The 22823-nt window shown below is 75.0% G+C and carries 19 protein-coding genes; 13 read left to right on the plus strand and 6 right to left on the minus strand.

All coding sequences use genetic code 11. From position 1 onward, the window contains the following. Positions 1-52 precede the first annotated feature (52 nt). From ACZ4SV_RS29160 to cobI, 7 genes are read left to right on the plus strand one after another with little or no spacing between them, the layout of a single operon-like run. On the plus strand, positions 53-997 hold the full coding sequence (locus ACZ4SV_RS29160; RefSeq protein ID WP_397941827.1) for a cobalamin biosynthesis protein: 945 nt from the start codon (positions 53-55) through the stop codon (positions 995-997). Further along, positions 994-2538 (plus strand): cobyric acid synthase, encoded by a 1545-nt coding sequence (locus ACZ4SV_RS29165; RefSeq protein WP_365882716.1) that lies wholly within the window; start codon positions 994-996, stop codon positions 2536-2538. The genes ACZ4SV_RS29160 and ACZ4SV_RS29165 overlap by 4 nt, the downstream gene beginning before the upstream one ends. Continuing rightward, the gene (gene cobN / locus ACZ4SV_RS29170) at positions 2535-6185 is read left to right on the plus strand and encodes a cobaltochelatase subunit CobN (RefSeq protein ID WP_468007728.1); all 3651 of its coding nucleotides are present in this window, start codon (positions 2535-2537) and stop codon (positions 6183-6185) included. Before ACZ4SV_RS29165 ends, cobN begins: the two co-directional genes overlap by 4 nt. Beyond that, positions 6182-8191 carry a putative cobaltochelatase gene (locus tag ACZ4SV_RS29175; protein WP_468007730.1) on the plus strand — a complete coding sequence of 670 codons (2010 nt, stop codon included), beginning with the start codon at positions 6182-6184 and terminating at the stop codon, positions 8189-8191. The genes cobN and ACZ4SV_RS29175 overlap by 4 nt, the downstream gene beginning before the upstream one ends. Then, positions 8191-8799 (plus strand): cob(I)yrinic acid a,c-diamide adenosyltransferase, encoded by a 609-nt coding sequence (cobO, locus tag ACZ4SV_RS29180; RefSeq protein ID WP_365876819.1) that lies wholly within the window; start codon positions 8191-8193, stop codon positions 8797-8799. The genes ACZ4SV_RS29175 and cobO overlap by 1 nt, the downstream gene beginning before the upstream one ends. Further along, the gene (locus tag ACZ4SV_RS29185; RefSeq protein WP_468007732.1) at positions 8796-10145 is read left to right on the plus strand and encodes a cobyrinate a,c-diamide synthase; all 1350 of its coding nucleotides are present in this window, start codon (positions 8796-8798) and stop codon (positions 10143-10145) included. The genes cobO and ACZ4SV_RS29185 overlap by 4 nt, the downstream gene beginning before the upstream one ends. Further along, positions 10142-10873, plus strand: a complete 732-nt coding sequence (cobI, locus tag ACZ4SV_RS29190; RefSeq protein WP_397941819.1) for a precorrin-2 C(20)-methyltransferase — start codon at positions 10142-10144, stop codon at positions 10871-10873. The genes ACZ4SV_RS29185 and cobI overlap by 4 nt, the downstream gene beginning before the upstream one ends. 23 nt (positions 10874-10896) lie before the next feature. On the opposite strand, the gene ACZ4SV_RS29195 is transcribed toward cobI, so the two are convergent. Continuing rightward, entirely contained in the window at positions 10897-11628 is a 732-nt protein-coding gene (locus ACZ4SV_RS29195) for a ZIP family metal transporter (RefSeq protein WP_468007735.1), read from the minus strand. Between the two features lie 83 nt (positions 11629-11711). On the opposite strand from ACZ4SV_RS29195, the gene cobM reads away from it, so the two are divergent. The 6 genes from cobM to cobC are packed head-to-tail and all read left to right on the plus strand — an operon-like array spanning position 11712 to position 18008. After that, complete coding sequence (gene cobM / locus ACZ4SV_RS29200) at positions 11712-12530, plus strand: precorrin-4 C(11)-methyltransferase (protein WP_468007737.1); 819 nt, start codon at positions 11712-11714, stop codon at positions 12528-12530. Further along, positions 12527-13762 (plus strand): precorrin-6y C5,15-methyltransferase (decarboxylating) subunit CbiE, encoded by a 1236-nt coding sequence (cbiE, locus tag ACZ4SV_RS29205; protein ID WP_468007739.1) that lies wholly within the window; start codon positions 12527-12529, stop codon positions 13760-13762. Before cobM ends, cbiE begins: the two co-directional genes overlap by 4 nt. Then, positions 13759-15450, plus strand: a complete 1692-nt coding sequence (cobJ, locus tag ACZ4SV_RS29210; protein ID WP_468007741.1) for a precorrin-3B C(17)-methyltransferase — start codon at positions 13759-13761, stop codon at positions 15448-15450. Before cbiE ends, cobJ begins: the two co-directional genes overlap by 4 nt. Then, positions 15447-16037, plus strand: coding sequence for a precorrin-8X methylmutase (locus ACZ4SV_RS29215; protein WP_468007743.1), 591 nt, complete (start codon positions 15447-15449; stop codon positions 16035-16037). Before cobJ ends, ACZ4SV_RS29215 begins: the two co-directional genes overlap by 4 nt. Next, positions 16034-16942 carry a sirohydrochlorin chelatase gene (locus ACZ4SV_RS29220; protein WP_365876804.1) on the plus strand — a complete coding sequence of 303 codons (909 nt, stop codon included), beginning with the start codon at positions 16034-16036 and terminating at the stop codon, positions 16940-16942. The genes ACZ4SV_RS29215 and ACZ4SV_RS29220 overlap by 4 nt, the downstream gene beginning before the upstream one ends. Next, the gene (gene cobC, locus ACZ4SV_RS29225) at positions 16932-18008 is read left to right on the plus strand and encodes an Rv2231c family pyridoxal phosphate-dependent protein CobC (protein WP_468007745.1); all 1077 of its coding nucleotides are present in this window, start codon (positions 16932-16934) and stop codon (positions 18006-18008) included. The genes ACZ4SV_RS29220 and cobC overlap by 11 nt, the downstream gene beginning before the upstream one ends. 85 nt (positions 18009-18093) lie before the next feature. Here cobC and ACZ4SV_RS29230 read toward each other — a convergent pair whose 3' ends face one another. The 5 genes from ACZ4SV_RS29230 to ACZ4SV_RS29250 all read right to left on the minus strand — a co-directional run bounded on the left by ACZ4SV_RS29230 (position 18094) and on the right by ACZ4SV_RS29250 (position 22718). Further along, positions 18094-19002 carry an SCO1860 family LAETG-anchored protein gene (locus tag ACZ4SV_RS29230; protein WP_468007747.1) on the minus strand — a complete coding sequence of 303 codons (909 nt, stop codon included), beginning with the start codon at positions 19000-19002 and terminating at the stop codon, positions 18094-18096. A 136-nt stretch (positions 19003-19138) separates the two neighbouring features. Further along, a complete protein-coding gene (locus ACZ4SV_RS29235) occupies positions 19139-20230 on the minus strand; it encodes an amidohydrolase family protein (protein WP_365883530.1) in 1092 nt (363 codons plus the stop codon). Positions 20231-20248: 18 nt separating this feature from the next. Then, complete coding sequence (locus tag ACZ4SV_RS29240; protein ID WP_397948213.1) at positions 20249-21043, minus strand: amino acid ABC transporter ATP-binding protein; 795 nt, start codon at positions 21041-21043, stop codon at positions 20249-20251. Next, on the minus strand, positions 21040-21873 hold the full coding sequence (locus ACZ4SV_RS29245; protein ID WP_365883532.1) for an amino acid ABC transporter permease: 834 nt from the start codon (positions 21871-21873) through the stop codon (positions 21040-21042). Before ACZ4SV_RS29245 ends, ACZ4SV_RS29240 begins: the two co-directional genes overlap by 4 nt. After that, positions 21870-22718, minus strand: coding sequence for a basic amino acid ABC transporter substrate-binding protein (locus tag ACZ4SV_RS29250; RefSeq protein ID WP_468007750.1), 849 nt, complete (start codon positions 22716-22718; stop codon positions 21870-21872). Before ACZ4SV_RS29250 ends, ACZ4SV_RS29245 begins: the two co-directional genes overlap by 4 nt. Positions 22719-22823: the final 105 nt, after the last annotated feature.

The raw sequence follows: 22823 nt of genomic DNA on the forward strand, positions 1-22823 counted from the left end.
TGCCCGAGGACCCGTACCAGGACCGCTCCCGCGCCCACGGCCGGCTGAGCCGATGGGTGCCGATCGCACATATGCGTACGGTGCCGCCGCCGGCCTCCTCGGTGATCTGCTCCTCGGCGATCCGCGCCGCGGGCATCCGGTCGCCGCGTTCGGCCGGGCGGCCACGGCCGTGGAAGGCGCCTTGTGGCACGACCACCGCGGCTGGGGCGCCGTGCACACCGTCGTGTGCGCCGGTGGCGCCGTCGCTCTGGGCGCGCTGGCCGTCCGTGCCGTACGCCCCTGTCCCGCCGCCTCCGTCGCGCTGACCGCCGCCGCCACCTGGGCCGTGGTGGGCGGCACCTCGCTCGCCCGGGAGGCCCGTGCCGTCGGCCGCGCCCTGGAGGCGGGCGACCTCGAGGCCGCCCGCGCCCGGCTGCCCCACCTGTGCGGCCGGGACCCGCAGGCGCTGGACGCCGACGGCATCGCCCGGGCCGTGGTCGAGTCGGTCGCCGAGAACACCTCCGACGCCGTGGTCGGCGCGCTGGTGTGGGGAGCGGTGGCCGGGGTCCCGGGGCTGCTCGGGTTCCGTGCGGTCAACACCCTGGACGCGATGGTGGGTCACAAGTCGCCCCGCCACCGGCGCTACGGCTGGGCCTCCGCCCGCCTCGACGACGTCGCCGGCTGGCCCGGGGCCCGGCTGACCGCCGTGCTCGCCGCCGTGGCCGGACCGGACCCGCGGGGCGCCCTGCGCGCCTGGCGGGCCGACGCGCGCCGGCACCCCAGCCCCAACGCCGGTCCCGTGGAGGCCTCCTTCGCCGGCGCCCTCGGTGTCCGGCTGGGCGGCACGCTGTCCTACGGCGGCCGGGTCGAGCACCGGCCCGTGCTCAACGGCGGTGCCGGACGGCCGGTCCGGGTCACCGACATCGACCGGGCCGTACGGCTCTCCCGCCGCGTCGGCCTGCTCGCCCTGGGCGCCACGGCCGCCGCGCGCGCACTCCTGAAGGGACGTGGGAAGTGAACGGTGGTCTCCTCGTGGCCGGCACCACCTCCGACGCCGGCAAGAGCGTCGTGACGGCCGGTATCTGCCGCTGGCTGGTGCGCCAGGGCGTGAAGGTGGCGCCGTTCAAGGCGCAGAACATGTCCCTGAACTCGTTCGTGACGCGCCAGGGCGCGGAGATCGGCCGGGCGCAGGCCATGCAGGCCCAGGCGTGCCGGATCGAGCCGACCGCGCTGATGAACCCGGTGCTGCTCAAGCCCGGCGGCGAGCAGAGCAGCCAGGTCGTGCTGCTCGGCAAGCCGGTGGGCGAGCTGAGCGCGCGCGGCTACCACGGCGGGCGCCAGCAGCGGCTGCTGGGCACGGTGCTGGACTGCCTGGCCGAGTTGCGGGGCACGTATGACGCGGTGATCTGCGAGGGCGCGGGCAGTCCGGCCGAGATCAACCTGCGGCGGACCGACATCGTCAACATGGGTATCGCGCGGGGCGCGCGGCTGCCGGTGCTCGTCGTCGGCGACATCGACCGCGGCGGCGTCTTCGCCTCGTTCTTCGGCACGGTCGCCCTGCTCTCGCCCGAGGACCAGGAACTGGTCGCCGGGTTCCTGGTGAACAAGTTCCGCGGTGACGTCTCCCTGCTGGAACCGGGCCTGGAGATGCTGCGCGGCCTCACCGGGCGGCGGACGTACGGCGTGCTGCCGTTCCGGCACGGGCTCGGCATCGACGAGGAGGACGGGATGGGGGTCCCCCCGCGCGAGCGCAGCCGAGCGTGGGGGAGGGTCTCGCTGCGCGGCACGGTGCGCGAGTCCGCGGTGACTCCCCCGGTCGGCGCGGACGTCCTGCGGGTCGCGGTGTGCGCGATCCCGCTGATGTCCAACTTCACCGACGTGGACGCGCTGGCCGCCGAACCGGGTGTCGTGGTGCGGTTCGTGGACCGCCCGGAGGAGCTGGCGGACGCCGACCTGGTGGTGGTCCCGGGCACCCGCGGCACCGTGCGGGCCCTGGCGTGGCTGCGCGAACGCGGCCTCGCCGACGCCCTGGTCCGCCGGGCGGCCGAGGGGCGCCCGGTCCTCGGGGTGTGCGGCGGCTTCCAGATCCTCGGCGAGCACATCGAGGACGAGGTGGAGTCGCGGGCCGGCGCCGTGCCCGGTCTCGGCGTGCTGCCCGTCCGGGTGCGCTTCGCCCGCGAGAAGACCCTCACCCGGCCGAGCGGGACGGCCCTCGGCGAGCGGGTCGACGGCTACGAGATCCACCACGGCGTGGCCACGGTCACCGGCGGCGAACCCTTCCTGGACGGCTGCCGGGTCGGCCAGACCTGGGGCACCCACTGGCACGGCTCGCTGGAGTCGGACGGTTTCCGGCGGGCGTTCCTGCGCGAGGTGGCCGCCGCCGCGGGCCGCCGCTTCGTGCCCGCGCCGGACACCTCCTTCGCCGCGCTGCGCGAGGAGCAGCTCGACCGGCTCGGCGACCTGATCGAACAGCACGCGGACACGGACGCGCTGTGGCGGCTCATCGAGTCGGGCGCGCCGCAAGGACTGCCTTTCATTCCACCGGGAGCGCCCGCATGAGCACAGTGTTGTTGTTGTCGACCGCCGACACGGATCTGCTGGCGGCCCGGGCCTCCGGCGCCGGTTACCGCATCGGCAACCCGACCCGGGTCGACGTCGCCGAGGAGCTGCCGGGCCTGATCGCGGGCGCGGACCTCGCCGTCGTACGGCTGCTGGGCGGCAAGCGGGCCTGGGAGGACGGGCTGGCCGCGCTGAAGGCGTCCGGTCTGCCGACCGTGCTGCTGGGCGGCGAGGCCGTGCCGGACGCCGAGCTGATGGCCGAGTCCTCCGTGCCGGCCGGTGTCGTCGCCGAGGCGCTGAAGTACCTGGTCGAGGGCGGCCCCGAGAACCTGCTGGAGCTGTCCCGGTTCCTGTCGGACACCGTGCTGCTGACCGGCGAGGGCTTCGAGGAGCCGCGCCGCATGCCGGAGTTCGGCGTGCACGGCGCGTACGAGGTGCGAGACGGCCGGCCGACCGTGGGCGTGCTGTTCTACCGGGCGCACGAACTGAGCGGCAACACCGCCTTCGTGGACACCCTGTGCGCGGCGGTCGAGGCGCACGGCGCCAACGCCCTGCCGGTGTACTGCGGTTCGCTGCGCGACGCGGACCCCGCGCTGTACGAGCTGCTGGGGCGGGCCGACGCGCTGGTGGCCACCGTGCTCGCGGCCGGCGGCACGCACGCCTCGCAGGCGTCGGCCGGCGGTGACGAGGAGTCCTGGGACATCGGGGCGCTCGCCGACCTGGACGTCCCCGTGCTGCAGGGGCTGTGCCTCACCACCTCGCGGGCGGCGTGGGAGGAGTCCGACGCGGCCCTGTCCCCCATGGACGCGGCGATGCAGGTGGCGATCCCGGAGTTCGACGGCCGGCTGATCACCGTGCCGTTCTCCTTCAAGGAGCAGGGCCCCGACGAGGTCCCGGTGTACACCGCCGACCCCGAGCGGGCCGCCCGGGTGGCCGGGATCGCCGTACGGCACGCGCGGCTGCGGCACAAGCCGAACGCCGAGAAGAAGATCGCGCTGGTGTTCACGGCGTACCCGACGAAGCACTCCCGGGTCGGCAACGCCGTCGGTCTGGACACGCCCGCGTCGGCGGTCCGGGTGCTGGACGCGCTGCGGGACGCCGGGTACGGGGCGGAGGGCTACCCCGACAACGGCGACGAGCTGATCCACCGGCTCATCGCGGCCGGCGGGCACGACGTCGAGTGGCTGACCGAGGAGCAGTTGGCGGCGGCGCCCGCGCGGGTGCCGCTGGCCGACTACCGGGAGTGGTTCGCGACGCTGGACCCGGGGCTGCGCGAGGCGATGACCGAGGCGTGGGGCGAGCCGCCGGGCAGCCTGTACGTGGACGGCGACGACATCGTGCTGGCGTCCCTGCGGTTCGGCAACGTCGTGGTGATGATCCAGCCGCCGCGCGGTTTCGGCGAGAACCCGATCGCGATCTACCACGACCCGGACATGCCGCCCTCGCACCACTATCTGGCCGCCTACCGCTGGCTGGAGAACAGCTTCGGCGCGGACGCGATCGTGCACATGGGCAAGCACGGCACGATGGAGTGGCTGCCCGGCAAGGGCCTCGGGCTGTCGCGCGGGTGCGCCCCGGACGCGGTCCTCGGCGAACTGCCGCTGATCTACCCGTTCATCGTCAACGACCCCGGCGAGGGCACCCAGGCCAAGCGGCGCGGGCACGCCACCGTGGTCGACCACCTGGTGCCGCCGATGGCGCGCGCGGACACCTACGGCGACCTGGCCAAGCTGGAACAGCTCCTGGACGAGTACGCGCTCGTCTCCGACCTGGACCCGGCGAAGGCGCCGGCCGTCCGCGCCCAGATCTGGACGCTGGTCAAGGCCGCCGAGCTCCACCACGACCTGCACGTGGACGAACAGCCGGACGAGGACGCCTTCGACGAGTTCGTCATGCACATCGACGGCTATCTGTGCGAGATCAAGGACGTGCAGATCCGGGACGGCCTGCACATCCTCGGCGGCGGGCCGGTCGGCGAGCCGCGGGTGAACCTGGTGCTGGCCGTGCTGCGCGCCTCCCAGGTGTGGGGCGGCCGGGCGGGCGCGGTGCCCGGACTGCGGGCCTCGCTCGCGGCCCGGTTCGGGCTGGACGAGAAGGAGTTGCTGGCCGAGCCGGGCGCCCCGGTGAAGGTGCCGGCCGAGCTGACGGACCTGGTGGCCGGTCCGGCCCGGACCGGCGCCGACGCGATCGACCTGCTGGAGCAGTTGTGCCGGCGGATCGCGGAGGGCATGGAGGCGCGGGCCTGGGACCGCGCGGTCGTGCCGGCCGTGCTGCGGGGCGTGCTCGGCGACGACGTGCCCGCCGCGGTCGCCGTGCTGGAGTTCGCGTGCGACGAGGTCGTACCGCGGCTGGCCCGCACCACCGACGAGATCGGGCACATCCTGCGGGCCCTGGACGGCGGCTACGTCCCGGCGGGCCCGTCCGGGTCGCCGACGCGCGGCCTGGTCAACGTCCTGCCGACCGGCCGCAACTTCTACTCGGTCGACCCCAAGGCGATCCCGTCCCGGCTGAGCTGGGAGGTCGGGCAGGCGCTGGCGGACTCGCTGGTGCAGCGGTACCTGAGCGACACCGGGGCGTACCCGAAGTCGGTCGGCCTGACGGTGTGGGGCACCTCCGCGATGCGCACCCAGGGCGACGACATCGCGGAGATCCTGGCGCTGCTGGGCTGCCGCCCGGTGTGGGACGACGCCTCGCGCCGGGTGACCGGCTTCGAGGTGATCGAGCCGACGGAGCTGGGGCGCCCGCGCATCGACGTCACGGTCCGCATCTCCGGGTTCTTCCGGGACGCGTTCCCGCACGTGGTCGGGCTGCTCGACGACGCGGTGCGGACGGTGGCGGAGCTGGACGAGCCGGCCGACGCCAACTACGTGCGGGCGCACGTGGAGGAGGACACCGCCGGGCACGGTGACCGGCGCCGCGCCACGGCCCGGATCTTCGGCTCCAAGCCGGGCGCGTACGGCGCGGGCCTGCTGCCGCTGATCGACGCCCGCAACTGGCGCTCCGACGCCGACCTCGCCGAGGTGTACGCGGTGTGGGGCGGCTACGCGTACGGGCGCGGGCTCGACGGGCGGGCGGCGCGCGGGGACATGGAGACGGCGTTCCGGCGGATCGCGGTGGCGGCGAAGAACGTCGACACCCGTGAGCACGACCTCGTCGACGCCGACGACTACTTCCAGTACCACGGCGGCATGGTCGCCATGGTGCGGCACCTGACGGGCGCCAGCCCCGAGGCGTACGTGGGCGACTCGGCCGTGCCCGACCAGATCAGGACCCGCACGCTGGGCGAGGAGACGCACCGCGTGTTCCGGGCCCGGGTGGTCAACCCGCGCTGGATGGCGGCCATGCGCCGGCACGGCTACAAGGGCGCCTTCGAGATGGCGGCGACCGTGGACTACCTGTTCGGGTACGACGCGACGGCCGGGGTCGTGGACGACTGGATGTACGAGAAGCTGAGCGCGGAGTACGTCTTCGACCCGGAGAACCGGGACTTCATGCGGCAGTCCAACCCGTGGGCGCTGCGCGGCATCACCGAGCGGCTGCTGGAGGCGGCGGACCGCGGGCTGTGGGCGGAGCCGGACGCGGAGACGCTGGAGCGGCTGCGCGCCACCTACCTGGAGCTGGAAGGCGACTTGGAGGGCGACCAGTGACCACCCCGTTTCCGTTCACGGCTGTAGTGGGCCAGGACGATCTGCGGCTCGCGCTGCTGCTGAACGCCGTGTCACCGGCGGTCGGCGGTGTGCTGGTGCGCGGCGAGAAGGGCACCGCCAAGTCGACGGCGGTGCGGGCGCTCTCGGCGCTGCTGCCCGAGGTCGCCGTGGTGCCGGGCTGCCGGTTCTCCTGCGACCCGGCCGCTCCCGACCCGGAGTGCCCGGACGGCCCGCACACCGCCGGCGGCGGCACCGGGCGTCCCGCGCGGATGGTCGAGCTGCCCGTCGGCGCCTCCGAGGACCGGCTGGTCGGCGCCCTGGACATCGAGCGGGCGCTCGCGGAGGGCGTGAAGGCGTTCGAGCCGGGCCTCCTGGCGCAGGCGCACCGCGGCATCCTGTACGTCGACGAGGTCAACCTCCTCCACGACCACCTGGTGGACCTGCTGCTGGACGCGGCGGCGATGGGCGCCTCGTACGTCGAACGCGAGGGCGTGTCGGTGCGGCACGCGGCCCGTTTCCTGCTCGTCGGGACCATGAACCCCGAAGAGGGCGAGCTGCGGCCGCAGTTGCTGGACCGGTTCGGGCTGACCGTGGAGGTCGCCGCCTCCCGGGAGCCCGACCAGCGCGTGGAGGTCGTCCGGCGCCGGCTGGCGTACGACGACGATCCGGACGCGTTCGCCGCGCGCTGGGCCGCCGAGGAGGCCGCCGTACGGCAGCGGATCGCGGCGGCGCGGAAGCTGCTGCCGCAGGTCCGGCTGGGCGACGCCGCGCTGCGGCAGATCGCGGCGACCTGCGCCGCGTTCGAGGTGGACGGCATGCGCGCCGACATCGTGATGGCGCGGACCGCCACCGCGCTGGCCGCGTGGGCCGGGCGCACCGAGGTGCTCGCGGAGGACGTGCGGCAGGCGGCGCTGCTGGCGCTGCCGCACCGGCGGCGCCGCAACCCGTTCGACGCGCCGGGCCTGGACGAGGACAAGCTGGACGAGACGCTGGAGCAGTACGCCGGCGAGGGCGACGACGACCCAGACCCCGACCCCGACCCCGGTTCCGGGCCCGACGGGCCCGGTGACGGCGGGCAGCCGGCGCCCGACGGCGGTCCGCAGGGCGACGGGGGCGCCGCCGCGCGGCCCGAGGCCGGCGAGGACGGGCAGCCGCAGGCGTCCGGCGGGACCGAGCAGTCGCCCGTCCGGGCCGCCGAGCCGTTCCGGACCCGGGCGCTGAGCGTGCCCGGGATCGGCGAGGGCGTTGCCGGGCGGCGGTCGCGGGCGCGCACCGAGCACGGCCGGACCACCGGGGCCCGGCGGCCCCGGGGTGCGCTGACCAGGCTGCACCTGGCGGCGACGGTGCAGGCCGCCGCGCCGCACCAGCGGGCGCGCGGGCGGTCCGGGCCGGGGCTGGTGATCCGCCGGGACGATCTGCGGCAGGCGGCCCGGGAGGGCCGGGAGGGCAACCTCGTGCTGTTCGTGGTGGACGCCTCCGGGTCGATGGCCGCGCGGCAGCGGATGAGCGCCGTGAAGGGCGCGGTGCTGTCGCTGCTGCTGGACGCCTACCAGCGGCGGGACAAGGTGGGCCTGGTGACGTTCCGGGGCTCGGCGGCCGAGGTGGCGCTGCCGCCGACGTCGTCGGTGGAGGCCGCCGCCGCACGGCTGGAGTCGCTGCCGACCGGGGGCCGTACGCCGCTCGCCGCCGGGCTGCTGAGGGCGCACGAGGTGCTGCGCGTGGAGCGGCTGCGCGATCCGGCGCGGCGGCCGCTGGTGGTCGTCGTGACCGACGGACGGGCCACGGGCGGGCCCGAACCGGTGGCGCTCGCCGGGCGCGCGGCGCGGCTGTTCGCGGCCGAGCAGGTCGCCTCGGTGGTCGTGGACTGCGAGTCGGGGCCGGTGCGGCTGGGGCTCGCCGGGCAGCTCGCGGGTGAGCTGGGCGCCACCGCGGTGACGCTGGACGGGCTGCGGGCGGACGCGATCGCCGGACTGGTGAAGGACGTACAGGGCAGGAGGGCCGCGTAATGCCGCAGGGACAGCCGAGTGTCGTACCGCAGGACGGACTGACGACCCGCCAGCGGCGGAACCGTCCGCTGGTGATGGTGCACACGGGCGTGGGCAAGGGCAAGTCCACCGCCGCGTTCGGGCTCGCGCTGCGCGCCTGGAACCAGGGGTGGCCCATCGGGGTGTTCCAGTTCGTCAAGTCGGCGAAGTGGAAGGTCGGCGAGGAGAACGCGCTGCGGGTGCTCGGTGCCTCCGGGCAGGGCGGGACCGTCGCCTGGCACAAGATGGGCGAGGGCTGGTCCTGGGTGCAGCGGGACCTCCAGGGGGACAACGCGAGCAACGAGGAGAAGGCCCGCGAGGGCTGGGAGCAGGTCAAGCGGGACCTGGCCGCCGAGACGTACCGGCTGTACGTGCTGGACGAGTTCGCCTACCCGCTGCACTGGGGCTGGATCGACACCGACGAGGTGGTCGAGGTGCTGCGGCACCGGCCCGGCACCCAGCACGTGGTGATCACCGGGCGCAACGCGCCGCAGGGACTGGTGGACTTCGCCGATCTCGTCACCGACATGTCCAAGGTCAAGCACCCCATGGACGTGGGCCAGAAGGGCCAGAAGGGCATCGAGTGGTGACGTCGCCGGTGCCCCGGCTGGTCGTCGCCGCGCCCTCCTCGGGCAGCGGCAAGACCACCGTCGCCACGGGGCTGATGGCCGCGTTCGCCGCGCGGGGGCTCGCCGTGTCCCCGCACAAGGTCGGGCCGGACTACATCGACCCCGGGTACCACGCGCTCGCGACCGGGCGGCCGGGGCGCAACCTGGACGCCTACCTGTGCGGTCCTGAGCTGATCGCGCCGCTGTTCCTGCACGGGGCGCGGGGCTGCGACCTGGCCGTGGTCGAGGGCGTGATGGGGCTGTACGACGGGGCCGCCGGCCACGGCGAGCTGGCGTCCACCGCGCACGTCGCCAAGCTGCTGCGGGCGCCGGTGGTGCTGGTGGTCGACGCCTCCGCGCAGTCGCGGTCGGTGGCGGCGCTGGTGCACGGGTTCGCCTCCTGGGACCCGGAGGTGCGGCTCGGCGGGGTGATCCTGAACAAGGTGGGGTCCGACCGGCACGGGGAGCTGCTGCGGGAGGCGCTGGACTCCTCCGGGGTGCCGGTGCTGGGCGCGCTGCGGCGGGCGGTCCAGGTGGACACGCCGTCCCGGCACCTGGGACTGGTGCCGGTCGCCGAGCGGCGGACCGAGGCCCTGGACGCGGTCGCCGCGATGGCCGCGCAGGTCGAGAAGGGCTGCGACCTGGACGCTCTGGCGCGGCTCGCGGCCAGTGCGGGTCCGCTGCCGGACACCGCCTGGGAACCGCCCGTCACCGCGGCGCGGCGGCGCCCGGTCGTCGCGGTCGCCGGCGGTCCCGCCTTCACCTTCTCCTACGCCGAGCACGGCGAACTGCTCACCGCCGCCGGTGCCGACGTGGTCACCTTCGACCCGCTGCGCGACGAGCGCCTGCCCGAGGGCACCGCCGGGCTGGTCATCGGCGGCGGGTTCCCCGAGGTGTACGGCGCCGAGCTGTCCGCCAACGAGCCGCTGCGCGAGGCCGTCGCCGGGCTGGCCCGCTCCGGTGCGCCGGTCGCCGCCGAGTGCGCCGGGCTGCTGTACCTGTGCCGGGAGCTGGACGGCCGGCCGATGTGCGGCGTGCTGGACGCCACCGCGCGGATGACGCGGCGGCTGACGCTCGGCTACCGGGACGCGGTGGCCGTCGGCGACAGCGCGCTGGCGGCGGCCGGCACCCGCACGCGCGGGCACGAGTTCCACCGCACGGTGGTCGAGCCGGGCGCCGGTGCCGCTCCCGCCTGGGGTGTGACGGCCCCGGCCCGGCGGGTCGAGGGTTTCGTACAGCAGGGCGTGCACGCGAGTTATCTGCACACGCACTGGGCGGCCGCGCCCGGTGTCGCCCGTCGGTTCGTCGAGAGGTGCCGGACGTCATGAGCAGCAGGCTGGTCGGAGTCGGGGTCGGTCCCGGTGATCCGGAGCTGGTGACCGTCAAGGGGGTCAACGCGCTGCGGGCCGCCGATGTCGTCGTCGTACCCGTGCTGGACACCGGGGAGCGCGGCCGGGCCGAGGCGACCGTGGCGCACTACGTGCCCGGGGAGAAGATCGTCCGGGTGGTGTTCGCGCTGAACGAGCGGACCGACCGGGCCCGCCGGGAGGCGGCCTGGGACGCGGCCGGCGCCCGGGTCGCCGAGCTGCTCGCCCGGCACGGGAGCGTCGCGTTCGCCACCATCGGCGATCCGAACGTGTACTCGACGTTCACCTATCTGGCGCAGACCATCGTGGAGCTGGTGCCCGGTGTCGTCGTGGAGACCGTGCCCGGGATCACCGCGATGCAGGACCTCGCGGCGCGGTCCGGGGCCGTGCTGACCGAGGGCACCGAGCCGCTGACCCTGGTGCCGGTGACGGCCGGGTCCGCCGTGCTGAAGGAGGCGCTGGCCGGGCCGGGCACGGTGGTGGCGTACAAGTTCGGGCGGCAGGCCGCCGAGGTCGCCGAGGCGCTGGCCGAGACCGGCCGGCTCCAGGGCGCCGTGTGGGGTTCGGCGCTGGGGCTGCCGGAGGAGTCGGTGCGGCCGGCCGCCGAGCTGGACGGGACGCCGCTGCCGTACCTGTCGACGCTGATCGCGCCGCCGCGGCGGGACGGCGGCCGGGGCGGGAAGCTGTGACACCGCGCCCGTGGCCGGCCGGTTCAGCCGGAGACGCCGACCACCAGCCAGATGAACAGGACACCGGCCACCGTGCACAGCAGGGTGGAGCGGGCCGGGTGCTCGTGGTGGGCCTCGGGCAGGATCTCGGCGGCGGCGAGATAGAGCAGGACGCCGGCGAAGAGACCGAGATAGCCGCCGAGCACGGGTGCGGGGATGTGCACGAAGACCGTGGACAGCGCGCCCAGCACGGGTGCGCAGGCGTCCGCGAGGAGCATGCCGACGGCCCGGCGGCGGGCGTTGCCGTACAGGCTGGTGACGGTGAAGGTGTTGAAGCCGTCGGCGAAGTCGTGGGCGATCACGGCGAGCGCGACGGCCGTGCCCATGCCGCCGCCCACCTGGAAGGCCGCGCCGATCGCCACGCCGTCCATGGCGCTGTGGCCCACCATCGCGCCGGCCGCCGCGAGACCCACCTCGGGCGTCCGGTGCCGGCTGTCCTCGGCGCCGCCGTGGGCGGCCTGGCGCGCGGCCAGGGTGCGTTCCACCAGATGGGCGAGGAGGAACCCGGCCACGAACAGCAGCAGCGCGGCCGGGACGCCGAACAGCTCGCGGCCGGTGGTGTGCAGCGCCTCCGGCAGCAGGTCCAGGCCGACCACGCCCAGCATCAGCCCGCCGGCCAGGCCGAGGACCAGATGACGGCGGTCGGTCACGCGCTGCGCCGTCCAGCCGCCGGCCAGCGTCATCAGGAACGCGCCGAGCGCGACGAAGACCGCCATAGCCCCTTGCTATCGGATGCACCCGGGTTCCCGCACGTCCGCCGGCAACCACCGCAGTACTCGTAGGAGAGGACCGATTTCCCATGGCCGATGCCACCACCGGCAAGGTGACCTTCGTCGGTGCCGGCCCCGGCGCCGCCGACCTGCTGACGTTCCGGGCCGCACGGGCCATCGCGGAGGCCGACGTCGTGATCTGGGCCGCGAGCCTGGTCCAGGCGGAGGTCCTCGACCACGCGCGGCAGGGCGCCGAGATCCTGGACTCGGCGGCCCTGTCGCTGGAGGACGTGGTCGCCGTGTACCGACGTGCGTTCGAGGAGGGGCTGAAGGTCGCCCGCATCCACTCCGGTGACCCGGCCCTGTGGGGCGGCACGCAGGAGCAGTTGGACCGCTGCGCGCAGATCGGCATCGCGACCGAGGTCGTCCCGGGCGTGTCCGCGTTCTCGGCCGTGGCCGCGCTGGCGCAGCGCGAGCTGACGATCCCGGAGGTCGCGCAGTCGGTGGTGCTGACCCGGCTGGGCGGCGGCAAGACGCCGATGCCGCCCGGCGAGGAGGTCCGCGAGTTCGCCCGCCACGGCACCACCATGGCGGTCTTCCTGTCGGCGGCGCGCAGCGGGCAGCTCGTGCGGGAGCTGCTGGAGGGCGGCTATCCGACGAGCACGCCGGTGGTGGTCGCGTACCAGGCGACCTGGCCGGAGGAGCTGATCGTGAAGTGCACGGTCGGGACGCTGGAGGAGACGGTCAAGGAGCACAAGCTGTGGAAGCACACGCTGTTCCTGGTCGGTCCGGCGCTCGAGGCCCACGGCACCCGCTCGCACCTGTACCACCCGGGTCACTTCCACGGCTACCGGAAGGCCGACCCCGAGGCGCGGCGGGAGCTGCGCGAGCGGAGGACGAAGAGTTGATCACGGTCGTGGGCACGGGGACCGGGGCGCCGGTTCCCGCGGACGCCGTGGCGGGGGCCGCGCTGGTGGCCGGCGGCCGGCGGCACCTGGATGCCGTACGGCTGCCCGAGGGCGCCGCGCGGGTCGTGCTCGGGCCGCTGGCGCCCGCGCTGGACACCATCGCGGAGTACGTCGGCAAGGAGCTGCCGGTCACCGTGCTGGCCTCCGGCGACCCGGGGTTCTTCGGGATCGTGCGGGCGCTGGCCGAGCGGTTCGGTGCCGGGCTGCTGGACGTGCGGCCCGGCGTGTCCTCGGTGGCTGCCGCGTTCGCCCGGATCGGGCTGCCCTGGGACGACGCGGTCGTGGTCAGCGCGCACGGCCGGGAGCTGCGGACGGCGGTGAACGTGTGCCGGGCCCGGCCGAAGGTGGCGGTGCTGACCGGTCCGGGGGCCGGGCCCGCCGAACTGGGCGCGGCGCTGCCCGGGGACCGGGTGCTGGTGGTGGCGAGCGCCCTCGGCGACCCGGAGCGCGAACGCGTGGAGCGGGTGACGGCCGCCGAGGCGGCGGTCCGGGACTGGGGTACGGCGGTGAGCGTGGTGCTGTGCCTGGACGAGGCGCGGGCGCTCGGCGCGGTGCGCACGGTCGCCGGGGTGCCCGGGGCGCCGGCGCGCTGGGCGCTGGAGGAGGACGCGTTCGCGCACCGGGACTCGATGATCACCAAGTTCGAGGTGCGGGCGCTGGCGCTGGCCCGGCTGGGGCCGCGCCTGGGCGACCTGGTGTGGGACGTGGGCGCCGGTTCGGGTTCGGTGGCGGTGGAGTGCGCGCGGCTCGGCGCGGCCGTCGTCGCCGTGGAGAAGTCCCCGGACGCGGTGGCCCGCGTCCGGGCCAACGCGGACGCGCACGGCGTCGGCGTGGAGGTGGTGCACGGCGCGGCGCCTCAGGCGCTGGCGGAGCTGGCCGGTGATCCGGACGCGGTGTTCGTCGGCGGCGGGGGCCGGGAGCTGCCCGCCGTCGTCGCCGCGTGCGCGCGCCGGGCGCGGCGGACGGTCGTCGTCGCCATGGCCGCGCTGGACCGGGTGCCGGCGGCGCGCGCGGCGCTGACGGACGCCGGGTTCGCCTGCGACGGCGTGCTGTTGCAGTCCTCGCGTCTTGCGCCGCTGCCGGGGGACGTGACCCGGCTGGCGGCCACCAATCCGGTGTTTCTGCTGTGGGGCGTGCGCGCCCCGGCGTTCAGTGAAGGAGTTGTCCAGTGATCGGCCTCATTTCCGCCACCGCGGCGGGGGCGGCGGCGCGGGACCGGCTGGCCGCGGCCTGGCCGGACCGCACGCGGGTGTACGAGGGTGCCGTCGGGGAGGCCGTGCGGGCCGCGTTCGCCGAGTGCGAGCAGTTGGTGTGCTTCCTGGCGACGGGCGCGGTGGTGCGGCTGCTCGCGCCGCTGCTCGGTGACAAGGCGGCCGACCCGGGTGTGGTCTGCGTGGACGAGGGCGGCCGGTTCGCGGTGTCGCTGCTCGGCGGGCACGGCGGCGGCGCCAACGACCTGGCCCGCGCGGTGGGCGGGGTGCTGGGCGCGGAGCCGGTGGTGACGACCGCGACGGACGCGGCCGGACTGCCCGGCCTGGACACGCTCGGGCTGCCGTACGAGGGTGCGGTCGCCGCGGTGTCCCGGGCGCTGCTGGACGGCGAACCGGTCGCGCTGGCGGCGGAGGTGGCGTGGCCGCTGCCGCCGCTGCCGCTCGCGCCCGAGGGGCCGTACACGATCCGGGTCACCGACCGGGACGCCGTGCCGGGCGAGCGGGAGGTGCTGCTGCGTCCGCCGTCGCTGGTGGTCGGGGTCGGGGCGTCCCGGGGCGCGCCGGCCGGCGAGGTCGTCGGCCTGGTCGAGGAGGCGCTGCGGGAGGCGGGGCTGTCGGCGCGGTCGGTCGGCGAGCTGGCCACCGTGGACGCCAAGGCGGACGAGCCGGGCATCGTGGCCGCCGCCGAGCGGTTCGGGGTGCCCCTGGTGACCTACTCCGCCGGGGAACTGGCGGACGTGGAGGTGCCCCACCCGTCCGACGCGCCGCTCACGGCCGTCGGCACCCCGTCGGTGGCGGAGGCCGCCGCGCTGCTGCGGGGCGGTGAACTCCTCGTGCCCAAGCGGAAGTCGCGGCGCGCCGACGGACGGCCGGCGATGGCGACCTGTGCCGTGGTACGGCGGCCGGGGCGCGGGCGGCTCGCGGTGGTCGGGCTCGGGCCGGGCGCCCGGGACCTGCTCACCCCGCGCGCCGCGGCCGAGCTGCGGCGGGCCTCGGTGCTGGTCGGGCTGGACCAGTACGTGGACCAGATCCGGGATCTGCTGCGGCCCGGCACCCGGGTGCTGGAGTCGGGGCTCGGCGCGGAGGAGGAGCGGGCGCGCACCGCGGTCGCCGAGGCCCGCGCGGGACACGCGGTGGCGCTGATCGGCAGCGGGGACGCCGGCGTGTACGCCATGGCCTCCCCCGCGCTCGCGGAGGCGTCCGACGACATCGACGTGGTCGGGGTGCCCGGCGTGACGGCCGCGCTGGCCGCCGGTGCGGTGCTGGGCGCCCCGCTGGGCCACGACCACGTGTCCATCAGCCTGTCCGACCTGCACACGCCGTGGGAGGTCATCGAGCGCCGGGTGCGCGCGGCGGCCGAGGCGGACCTCGTCGTCACCTTCTACAACCCGCGCTCCCGGGGCCGCGACTGGCAGTTGCCGAAGGCGCTGGCGCTCCTCGCCGAACACCGGGAGCCGGCCACGCCGGTCGGTGTCGTCCGCAACGCGTCCCGGCCGGACGAGTCGAGCCGGGTCACCACGCTGGCCGCGCTCGATCCGGCGACCGTCGACATGATGACGGTCGTCACCGTCGGCAACACCGCCACCCGGATCATCGCCGGGCGCATGGTGACCCCGCGCGGCTACCGCTGGCAGGAGGAGGCCGAGTGAGCCGTGTCGTGCACCCCATCGAGCAGGAGTCCTACCGGCGGCTGCGCGCCCGCCTGGACACCTCGCACTTCCCGCCGCTGACCCGGGCGGTGGTGGAGCGGGTCGTCCACTCCGCCGCCGACCTGGAGTACGCGAGCGACCTCGTCATGGCCGAGGACGACCTGGTGCGGGCGCACGCCGCGCTGCACGCCGGGGCGCCCGTCGTCGTGGACGTGCAGATGGTCGCGGCCGGCATCACCCGGCGGGAGACCGTCTGCCGGCTCGGGGACGCCGTGGCCGGGCCGGGTCTGACCCGGTCCGCGCACGCGATCCGGCTCGCGTACGAGCAGGTCGGCCCCGGTGCCCTCTGGGTGATCGGCAACGCGCCGACCGCGCTGGAGGAACTGCTGGCCCTGGACGCCGACCCCGCGCTCGTCATCGGGCTGCCCGTCGGCTTCGTCGGCGCGGTGGAGTCCAAGGCCGCGCTGCGCGCCAGCGGACTGCCGGCCGTCAGCAACGTGTCCGAGAAGGGCGGGTCGGCGGTCGCGTCCGCCGCGCTCAACGCCCTGCTGTACCACCCCGTTTCACACCCCGAGGAGACCTCGTGACCACCCCGCCCGCCCTGCTCATCGCCGGACACGGCACCCGCGACGACGCCGGCGCCGAGGCGTTCCGCGACTTCGTGCGGGAACTGGGGCGCCGCCGCCCCGGGCTGCCCGTCGCGGGCGGCTTCATCGAACTGTCCCCGCCGCCGCTCGGCGAGGCCGTCGCCGAACTGGTCGGACAGGGCGTGCGCCGGTTCGCCGCGGTGCCGCTGATGCTGGTGTCCGCCGGGCACGCCAAGGGCGACATCCCGGCGGCGCTGGCCCGCGAGAAGGAACGGCACCCGGGCATCTCCTACACCTACGGCCGCCCGCTGGGCCCGCACCCGGCGCTGCTGCGCGTGCTGGAGCGGCGGCTGGAGGAGGTGCTGGACGGCGTGGACCGCTCGGAGGTGACCGTGCTGCTGGTCGGGCGCGGCTCCACCGACCCGGACGCGAACGCCGAGGTGTTCAAGGCGGCGCGGCTGCTGTGGGAGGGCCGCGGGTACGCCGGGGTGGAGACGGCGTTCGTGTCGCTGGCGGCGCCGGACGTGCCGAGCGGTCTGGACCGGTGCGCCGCGCTGGGCGCCCGGCGGATCGTCGTCCTGCCGTACTTCCTGTTCACCGGCATCCTGCCGGACCGGGTGCGACGGCAGACCGAGGAGTGGGCCGCCGCGCACCCCGCGGCCGACGTGCGGTCGGCCGACGTCATCGGGCCCGAGCCGGAGCTGCTGGACCTGGTGCTGGAGCGGTACGAGGAGGCCGTCGCGGGCGATCTGCGCATGAACTGCGACTCGTGCGTGTACCGGATCGCGCTGCCCGGGTTCGAGGACAAGGTCGGGCTGCCGCAGCAGCCGCACTTCCACCCGGACGACGACGGCCACCACCACGGCCACCACCACGGGGGGCACTCGCACAGCCATGCGCACTGAGGACCCGGGGCACGACCTGCGCCACCACGGGGACGCCGAGGTGCGCGACGGCGGGGCCGCGCTGGTGGACCTCGCCGTGAACGTCCGCGCGGACACGCCCCCGCCGTGGCTGCGGGAGGAGATCGCCGGCTCGCTTGCGTCCCTCGCGGCCTACCCGGACGGGCGGGCCGCACGGGCGGCGGTGGCCGCGCGGCACGGGCTGCCGGTGGAGCGGGTGCTGCTGACGGCGGGCGCCGCGGAGGCGTTCGTACTGCTGGCCCGGGCGCTCAAGGTGCGCCGGCCCGTCGTCGTCCACCCGCAGTTCACGGAGCCGGAGGCCGCGCTGCGGGACGCCGGGCATGCCGTGGAGCGGGTGCTGCTGCGGGAGCGGGACGGTTTCCGGCTCGATCCGGCGGCCGTGCCGCCAGACGCCGACCTGGTGGTGATCGGCAACCCGACCAACCCGACGTCCGTCCTGCACCCGGCGCGAACGGTCGCCGCGCTCGCCCGCGCCGGGCGGACCCTGGTGGTGGACGAGGCGTTCATGGACGCGGTGCCGGGCGAGCGGGAGGCGCTGGCCGGGCGCACCGACGTGCCGGGGCTGGTGGTGCTGCGCAGCCTCACCAAGACCTGGGGGCTGGCCGGTCTGCGCATCGGCTATGTGCTGGCCGCGCCGGAGACCATCGCCGCGCTGGAGCGGGCCCAGCCGCTGTGGCCGGTGTCGACACCGGCGCTGGCGGCGGCGCGGGCCTGCGTGGCACCGCGGGCGCTGGCCGAGGCGGGGCACGCGGCCCACCGCATCGCCGGCGACCGGGCACACCTGGTGGCCGGCCTGACCGCGCTCGCCTCCCGGGGAGTGCGGGTGGTCCAGCCGGCGGAGGGACCGTTCGTGCTGGTCGGCGTGGACGGCGCCGCCGGTGTGCGGCGCCGTCTGCGGGACCTGGGTTACGCGGTGCGCCGCGGGGACACGTTCCCGGGGCTCGGCGCGGACTGGCTGCGGGTGGCCGTCCGGGACCGGGTGACGGTGGACGCCTTCCTGCGGGCCCTGTCGGCCGCCCTGGAGGTCCCCGGGCCGCCGGGCACCTGACGGAACCGGCCGCCTCCGGCCCGGCTGGAACCGGTGCCGGAGGGGCCCGGTGCCGGAGGGGCCCGGTGCCGGAGGGGCCTGGGGGTCAGTTCCTGCGGCGGCGGGCCAGCGCCAGCGCTCCCCCGCCCACCAGCAGCAGGGCCACGGCGCCGCCGGCGAGGTACGGCGTGGCCGGGTTGCCGCCGGTCTCCGCGAGGTCGGCCTCGGCCGGGCCGCCCTGGGGGCGGACGTCGGCGGCCGGGTCGTGGCTCGGCACGGGCGTGCCCGTGGGCGGGGCCGCCGGGGACTCGCAGCCGGCCCGGGCCAGGGTGAGCGTGCCCTCGACGTCGGCGACGTTGAGCTTCAAGGGGTTGACGGAGACCTTGAGTTCGAGGGCGGTCGCGGCGGCCGTGCGGGTCGTGGTGGTCCGCTGGGACAGGTCGAGGCGGACCTCGCCGACGCCGGGCACCTTCACCTCGGCCGGGCCGCCGGCGGTGAGGGTGACGCGCCGGCCCAGGACGGTGACGGTGCCGAGGACGTTCGCGGCGGCGGTGGGTGCCTCGCCGACCGCGCAGGTGGCCTTCGCGGTGATCGCGTCCGCCTCGATCAGGGACAGCAGCGGCAGGCCGGGGACGTGCAGTCTGGCGTGGGCGATGCGGACGGAGCCCTCGGCGCGCCGGGCGGTGGCCGTGGCCTTCGACTCGGCCACGTCCGCGGCGAGCACCGTGAACGGCTTGCCGCCGTCGACGCCGTCGAGCCGGGCGGACAGCGCGGTGCGGTCGGCGCTCCGCGGTGCGTGGACCTCGTCGAGGGAGACCGCGAGCGGGACGTTCACGGTCTTGTTCAGCAGGGACACGTCGAGTGCGGTGCGCAGCACGACGGCGGAGGCGCTGCCGTGGCCGGTGGCCGCCTGCGCGGTGCCCGTGCCCAGGACGGCGGGCGCCGTGGTGAGGGCGGTGACCGTGGCGAGCGCGGCCAGCCGGCGTCCGGGCATGCGGAAGTCGTTGCGGTTCAAGGTGGTGGGACCCCCCAGAAGGGAACGTGCTTGGGACCCGTCAACCTTGTCCCCGGTGTGGGTGAACGGTCAGCGTTCCGGGGCTACTTCACCCGAACGTGAATACCCCGCACGGTGATTCGAATCGGGGGTCCGGCTACGCGACGACCCGCCCGTTCAGGACCACCCGTCGCGGCGCCGCCAGCACCCGTACGTCCGCCCGCGGGTCGGTGTCGTACACCACCAGGTCGGCGGGCGCGCCCTCGTCCAGGCCGGGCCGGCCGAGCCAGGCGCGGGCGCCCCAGCTCGTCGCCGACAGCGCCGCGACGGGCGGGATGCCGGCGGTGACCAGCTCGGCGACCTCCCGCGCGACCAGCCCGTGGGCGAGCGAGCCGCCGGCGTCCGTGCCGACGTAGACCGGGACGCCGGCGTCGTAGGCGCCGCGCACGGTGTCGTAGCGCCGCTCGTGCAGCCGGCGCATCCGGGCGGACCAGCGCGGGAACTTCCGCTCGCCGCTCTCCGCCAGCTTCGGGAAGGTGGCGGTGTTGACGAGGGTCGGCACGATCGCGACGCCCCGCTCGGCGAACAGCGGGACCAGGTCCTCGCCCAGGCCCGTCGCGTGCTCGACGCAGTCGATGCCCGCCTCGACCAGGTCGCGCAGCGAACTCTCGGCGAAGCAGTGCGCGGTGACGCGGGCGCCGAGCCGGTGCGCCTCGGCGATGGCCGCCTGCACCGCCTCGCGGGGCCAGCAGGGGGCGAGGTCGCCGAGGTCGCGGTCGATCCAGTCGCCGACCAGCTTGACCCAGCCGTCGCCGCGCCGGGCCTCCCGCGCGACGTAGGCGACGAGGTCGTCCGGTTCGATCTCCCAGGCGTAGTTGCGGATGTAGCGCCGGGTGCGGGCGATGTGCCGGCCCGCCCGGATGATCTTCGGCAGGTCCTCGCGGGCGTCGGTCCAGCGGGTGTCGGAGGGCGAGCCGGCGTCCCGGATCAGCAGGGCGCCCGCGTCCCGGTCGGTGAGCGCCTGCTTCTCCGCGGTCCCGGCGTCGACCGGGCCGTGCGCGTCGAGCCCCACGTGGCAGTGGGCGTCGACCAGGCCGGGCAGCGCCCAGCCGGTGACGGTGCGCACCTCGCGGGCGCCGGCGGGCCGGTCGTAGGAGATCCGGCCCCCGACCACCCACAGCTCGTCCCGGACGTCGTCCGGCCCGGCCAGGACCCGGCCCTTCACGTGCAGCACCGCGCCATCGCTCATGCACCGCACCCTAACGGCCTACGGTTCGGACTTCCCCACCCGGCCGGAGGTCTCCTCCTCCACCTCGGCCATCGCCGGGTCGAGCAGCCGGGACAGGAAGTGCCGGGTGCGCTCGTGCTGCGGAGCGCCGATGACCCGCTCGGGACCGCCCTCCTCGACGATCACTCCGCCGTCCATGAAGACGACCCGGTCGGCGACCTCGCGGGCGAAGGTCATCTCATGGGTGACGACCATCATCGTCATGCCCTCCCGGGCGAGCATGCGCATGACCGCGAGGACATCGCCGACCAGCTCCGGGTCGAGGGCGGAGGTCGGCTCGTCGAACAGCATCACCTCGGGGCCCATGGCGAGCGCGCGGGCGATGGCGACGCGCTGCTGCTGGCCGCCGGAGAGGGAGGCCGGGTAGGCGTCCGCCTTCTCGGACAGGCCGACCCGGGCCAGGTTCTCCGCGGCGGTCCGCGCGGCCGTCGCCTTGTCCCGCCCGAGGACCCGGCGCTGGGGCAGGGTGAGGTTCTCGGTGACGCTCAGGTGCGGGAAGAGGTTGAACTGCTGGAAGACCATGCCGATACGACGGCGTACGGCGTCGATGTCGACGTCCGGGTCGGTCACCTCGGTGCCGCCGACGAAGACCCGGCCCCGGGTGGGCTCCTCCAGCAGGTTCACACAGCGCAGCAGCGTCGACTTGCCGGAACCGGAGGGGCCGATGACACAGACGACCTCGCCCTGGCCGATCTCCAGGTCGATGCCGCGCAGCACCTCGTTGTCGCCGAAGGACTTGTGCAGTCCGCGGACCTCGATCTCCGGGCGGCTCACCGGATCGCCTCCTGGGCCTTGGCTTCCATACGGCGCACGACGAAGCTGAGCGGGATGGTGACCAGCAGGTAGCACAGGCCCGCGACCAGGATCGGCGTGGAGTTGGCGGTCGTGCTGGCGAGGTCGCGGCCGAACTTGGACAGCTCCCGCTCCTCCAGTGTCACGCCGAGGAACAGCACCAGCGAGGAGTCCTTGAACAGCAGGACGAGTTCGTTGGTGAGCGGCGGCAGGATGATCCGGAACGCCTGCGGGACGATGATGGAGACCATGGCCTTGGCCGGCGAGAAGCCGAGCGAACGGGCCGCCTCAAGCTGCCCCTTGGGCACGGCCTGGATGCCGGCGCGGATGGTCTCCGCCATGTACGCGGCCGAGACCAGGCCGAGCGCGATGGCGACCTTGCCGTAGGTGCCGCCGGGGATCTCCGTGCCCGGGAAGGCGAGGGGGACGGCCACCCCGACGAAGATGAAGATCAGCAGGGCGGGCAGCCCGCGGAAGATCTCGATGTAGACGCCGGCCAGCCAGCGGTAGGGGCCCACGGAGGACAGCCGCATCAGCGCGAGGAGCATGCCCAGGGCGAGTCCGACGACGAACCCGGACAGCGTGTACAGCACGGTGTTCTTCAGCGCCAGCGTGATGACGTCCGGGAACATCTGCCGCGCGATGTCGGCCTGGGCGAACTGGTTCGCCAGCCGGCCCCAGTCGGCCGAGACCGCGAACGCGATCACGGCCGCGACGAAGACGGCGTACTGCGCGCCCCGGGACAGGCCGCGCTTCTGCCGCCGGGTCAGTCCCTTCTTCTTGGGCTGGAGGGTGGTGTCCGTATCGGTCATGAGGCGGCGGGGGAGGCGACGGAGGCGTCGTACGGGCCGATCCACTTCTCGTAGATCTTCTTGTAGGTGCCGTCCGCCTTGGCCTGCTTGAGGGCCTTGTTGACGGCGTCGAGCAGCGCCTTGTTGCCCTTCTTCACGGTGAAGCCGTACTGCTCGCCGGTCTTGAGGCTGTCGACGACCTTGAACTTCTCCGCGAACGCCTTGTCCTTCAGCCAGCCCTGGACCACCGGGTAGTCGATGACGACGGCCTGGACCTGGCCGGTGCGCAGGCCGTTGAGGACGGCGTCGGAGGACTCGAAGGAGACCGGGTCGAAGCCCTTGCCCCGGACGTAGTCCTCGCCGGTGGTCTGCGCCTGGGCGCCCAGCTTCCTGCCCTTGGACTTGACGTCGGCGAGCGAGCCGATGCCGCTGCCCTTGTCGACCAGGACGGCCTGGGTGGCCTCGAAGTACGGGTCGGAGAAGTCGACGTTCTTCTTGCGCTCGTCGGTGATGGTCATGCCGGCGGCGGCCAGGTCGCACTGCCCGGAGTTCAGGAAGGCGCCGGTCTTGAAGTTCTCGAAGGGCGTGTCACGGATCTGCTGCTCCACGCCGAGGTCCCGCGCGACGAGGTCGATCAGGGAGACGTCGAAGCCCTGCACCTTGCCGTCGATCTCCGACTGGAAGGGCGGGTACGGCAGGTGGGTGCAGGTGGTCAGCCGGCCGGCCTTGGCCAGGTGGACCCCCTTGACGGTGGTCTTGCCGCTCCCCCCGCTGTCGTCCGAGGAGCAGCCGGCCACGAGCGCGAGCCCGGCCGTCACGGTGATGGCTGCCAGAGCGCGGGTCCGGCGTCCGAGGAGCGTTGTCATGGCGGGAATCTCCCGGTAGGGGAACGAAGGGTTCCGATTATAAGGAGAAGTTTGGGCCCCTCAAATCAAACCCATGGTAACGGAGGGGTTGGACCTAAGATCGAG

The sequence above is a fragment of the Streptomyces sp. NPDC027672 genome (assembly GCF_055566335.1).

Excerpts from the sequence above, each read along its gene's own strand:
- ACZ4SV_RS29250 (WP_468007750.1), bottom strand. The coding sequence starts at position 22,718 with ATGACAACGCTCCTCGGACGCCGGACCCGCGCTCTGGCAGCCATCACC.
- ACZ4SV_RS29245 (WP_365883532.1), bottom strand. The coding sequence starts at position 21,873 with ATGACCGATACGGACACCACCCTCCAGCCCAAGAAGAAGGGACTGACC.
- cobI (WP_397941819.1), top strand. The coding sequence starts at position 10,142 with ATGAGCAGCAGGCTGGTCGGAGTCGGGGTCGGTCCCGGTGATCCGGAG.
- ACZ4SV_RS29235 (WP_365883530.1), bottom strand. The coding sequence starts at position 20,230 with ATGAGCGATGGCGCGGTGCTGCACGTGAAGGGCCGGGTCCTGGCCGGG.
- cobN (WP_468007728.1), top strand. The coding sequence starts at position 2,535 with ATGAGCACAGTGTTGTTGTTGTCGACCGCCGACACGGATCTGCTGGCG.
- cobO (WP_365876819.1), top strand. The coding sequence starts at position 8,191 with ATGCCGCAGGGACAGCCGAGTGTCGTACCGCAGGACGGACTGACGACC.
- cobM (WP_468007737.1), top strand. The coding sequence starts at position 11,712 with ATGGCCGATGCCACCACCGGCAAGGTGACCTTCGTCGGTGCCGGCCCC.
- ACZ4SV_RS29195 (WP_468007735.1), bottom strand. The coding sequence starts at position 11,628 with ATGGCGGTCTTCGTCGCGCTCGGCGCGTTCCTGATGACGCTGGCCGGC.
- ACZ4SV_RS29160 (WP_397941827.1), top strand. The coding sequence starts at position 53 with ATGGGTGCCGATCGCACATATGCGTACGGTGCCGCCGCCGGCCTCCTC.
- cobC (WP_468007745.1), top strand. The coding sequence starts at position 16,932 with ATGCGCACTGAGGACCCGGGGCACGACCTGCGCCACCACGGGGACGCC.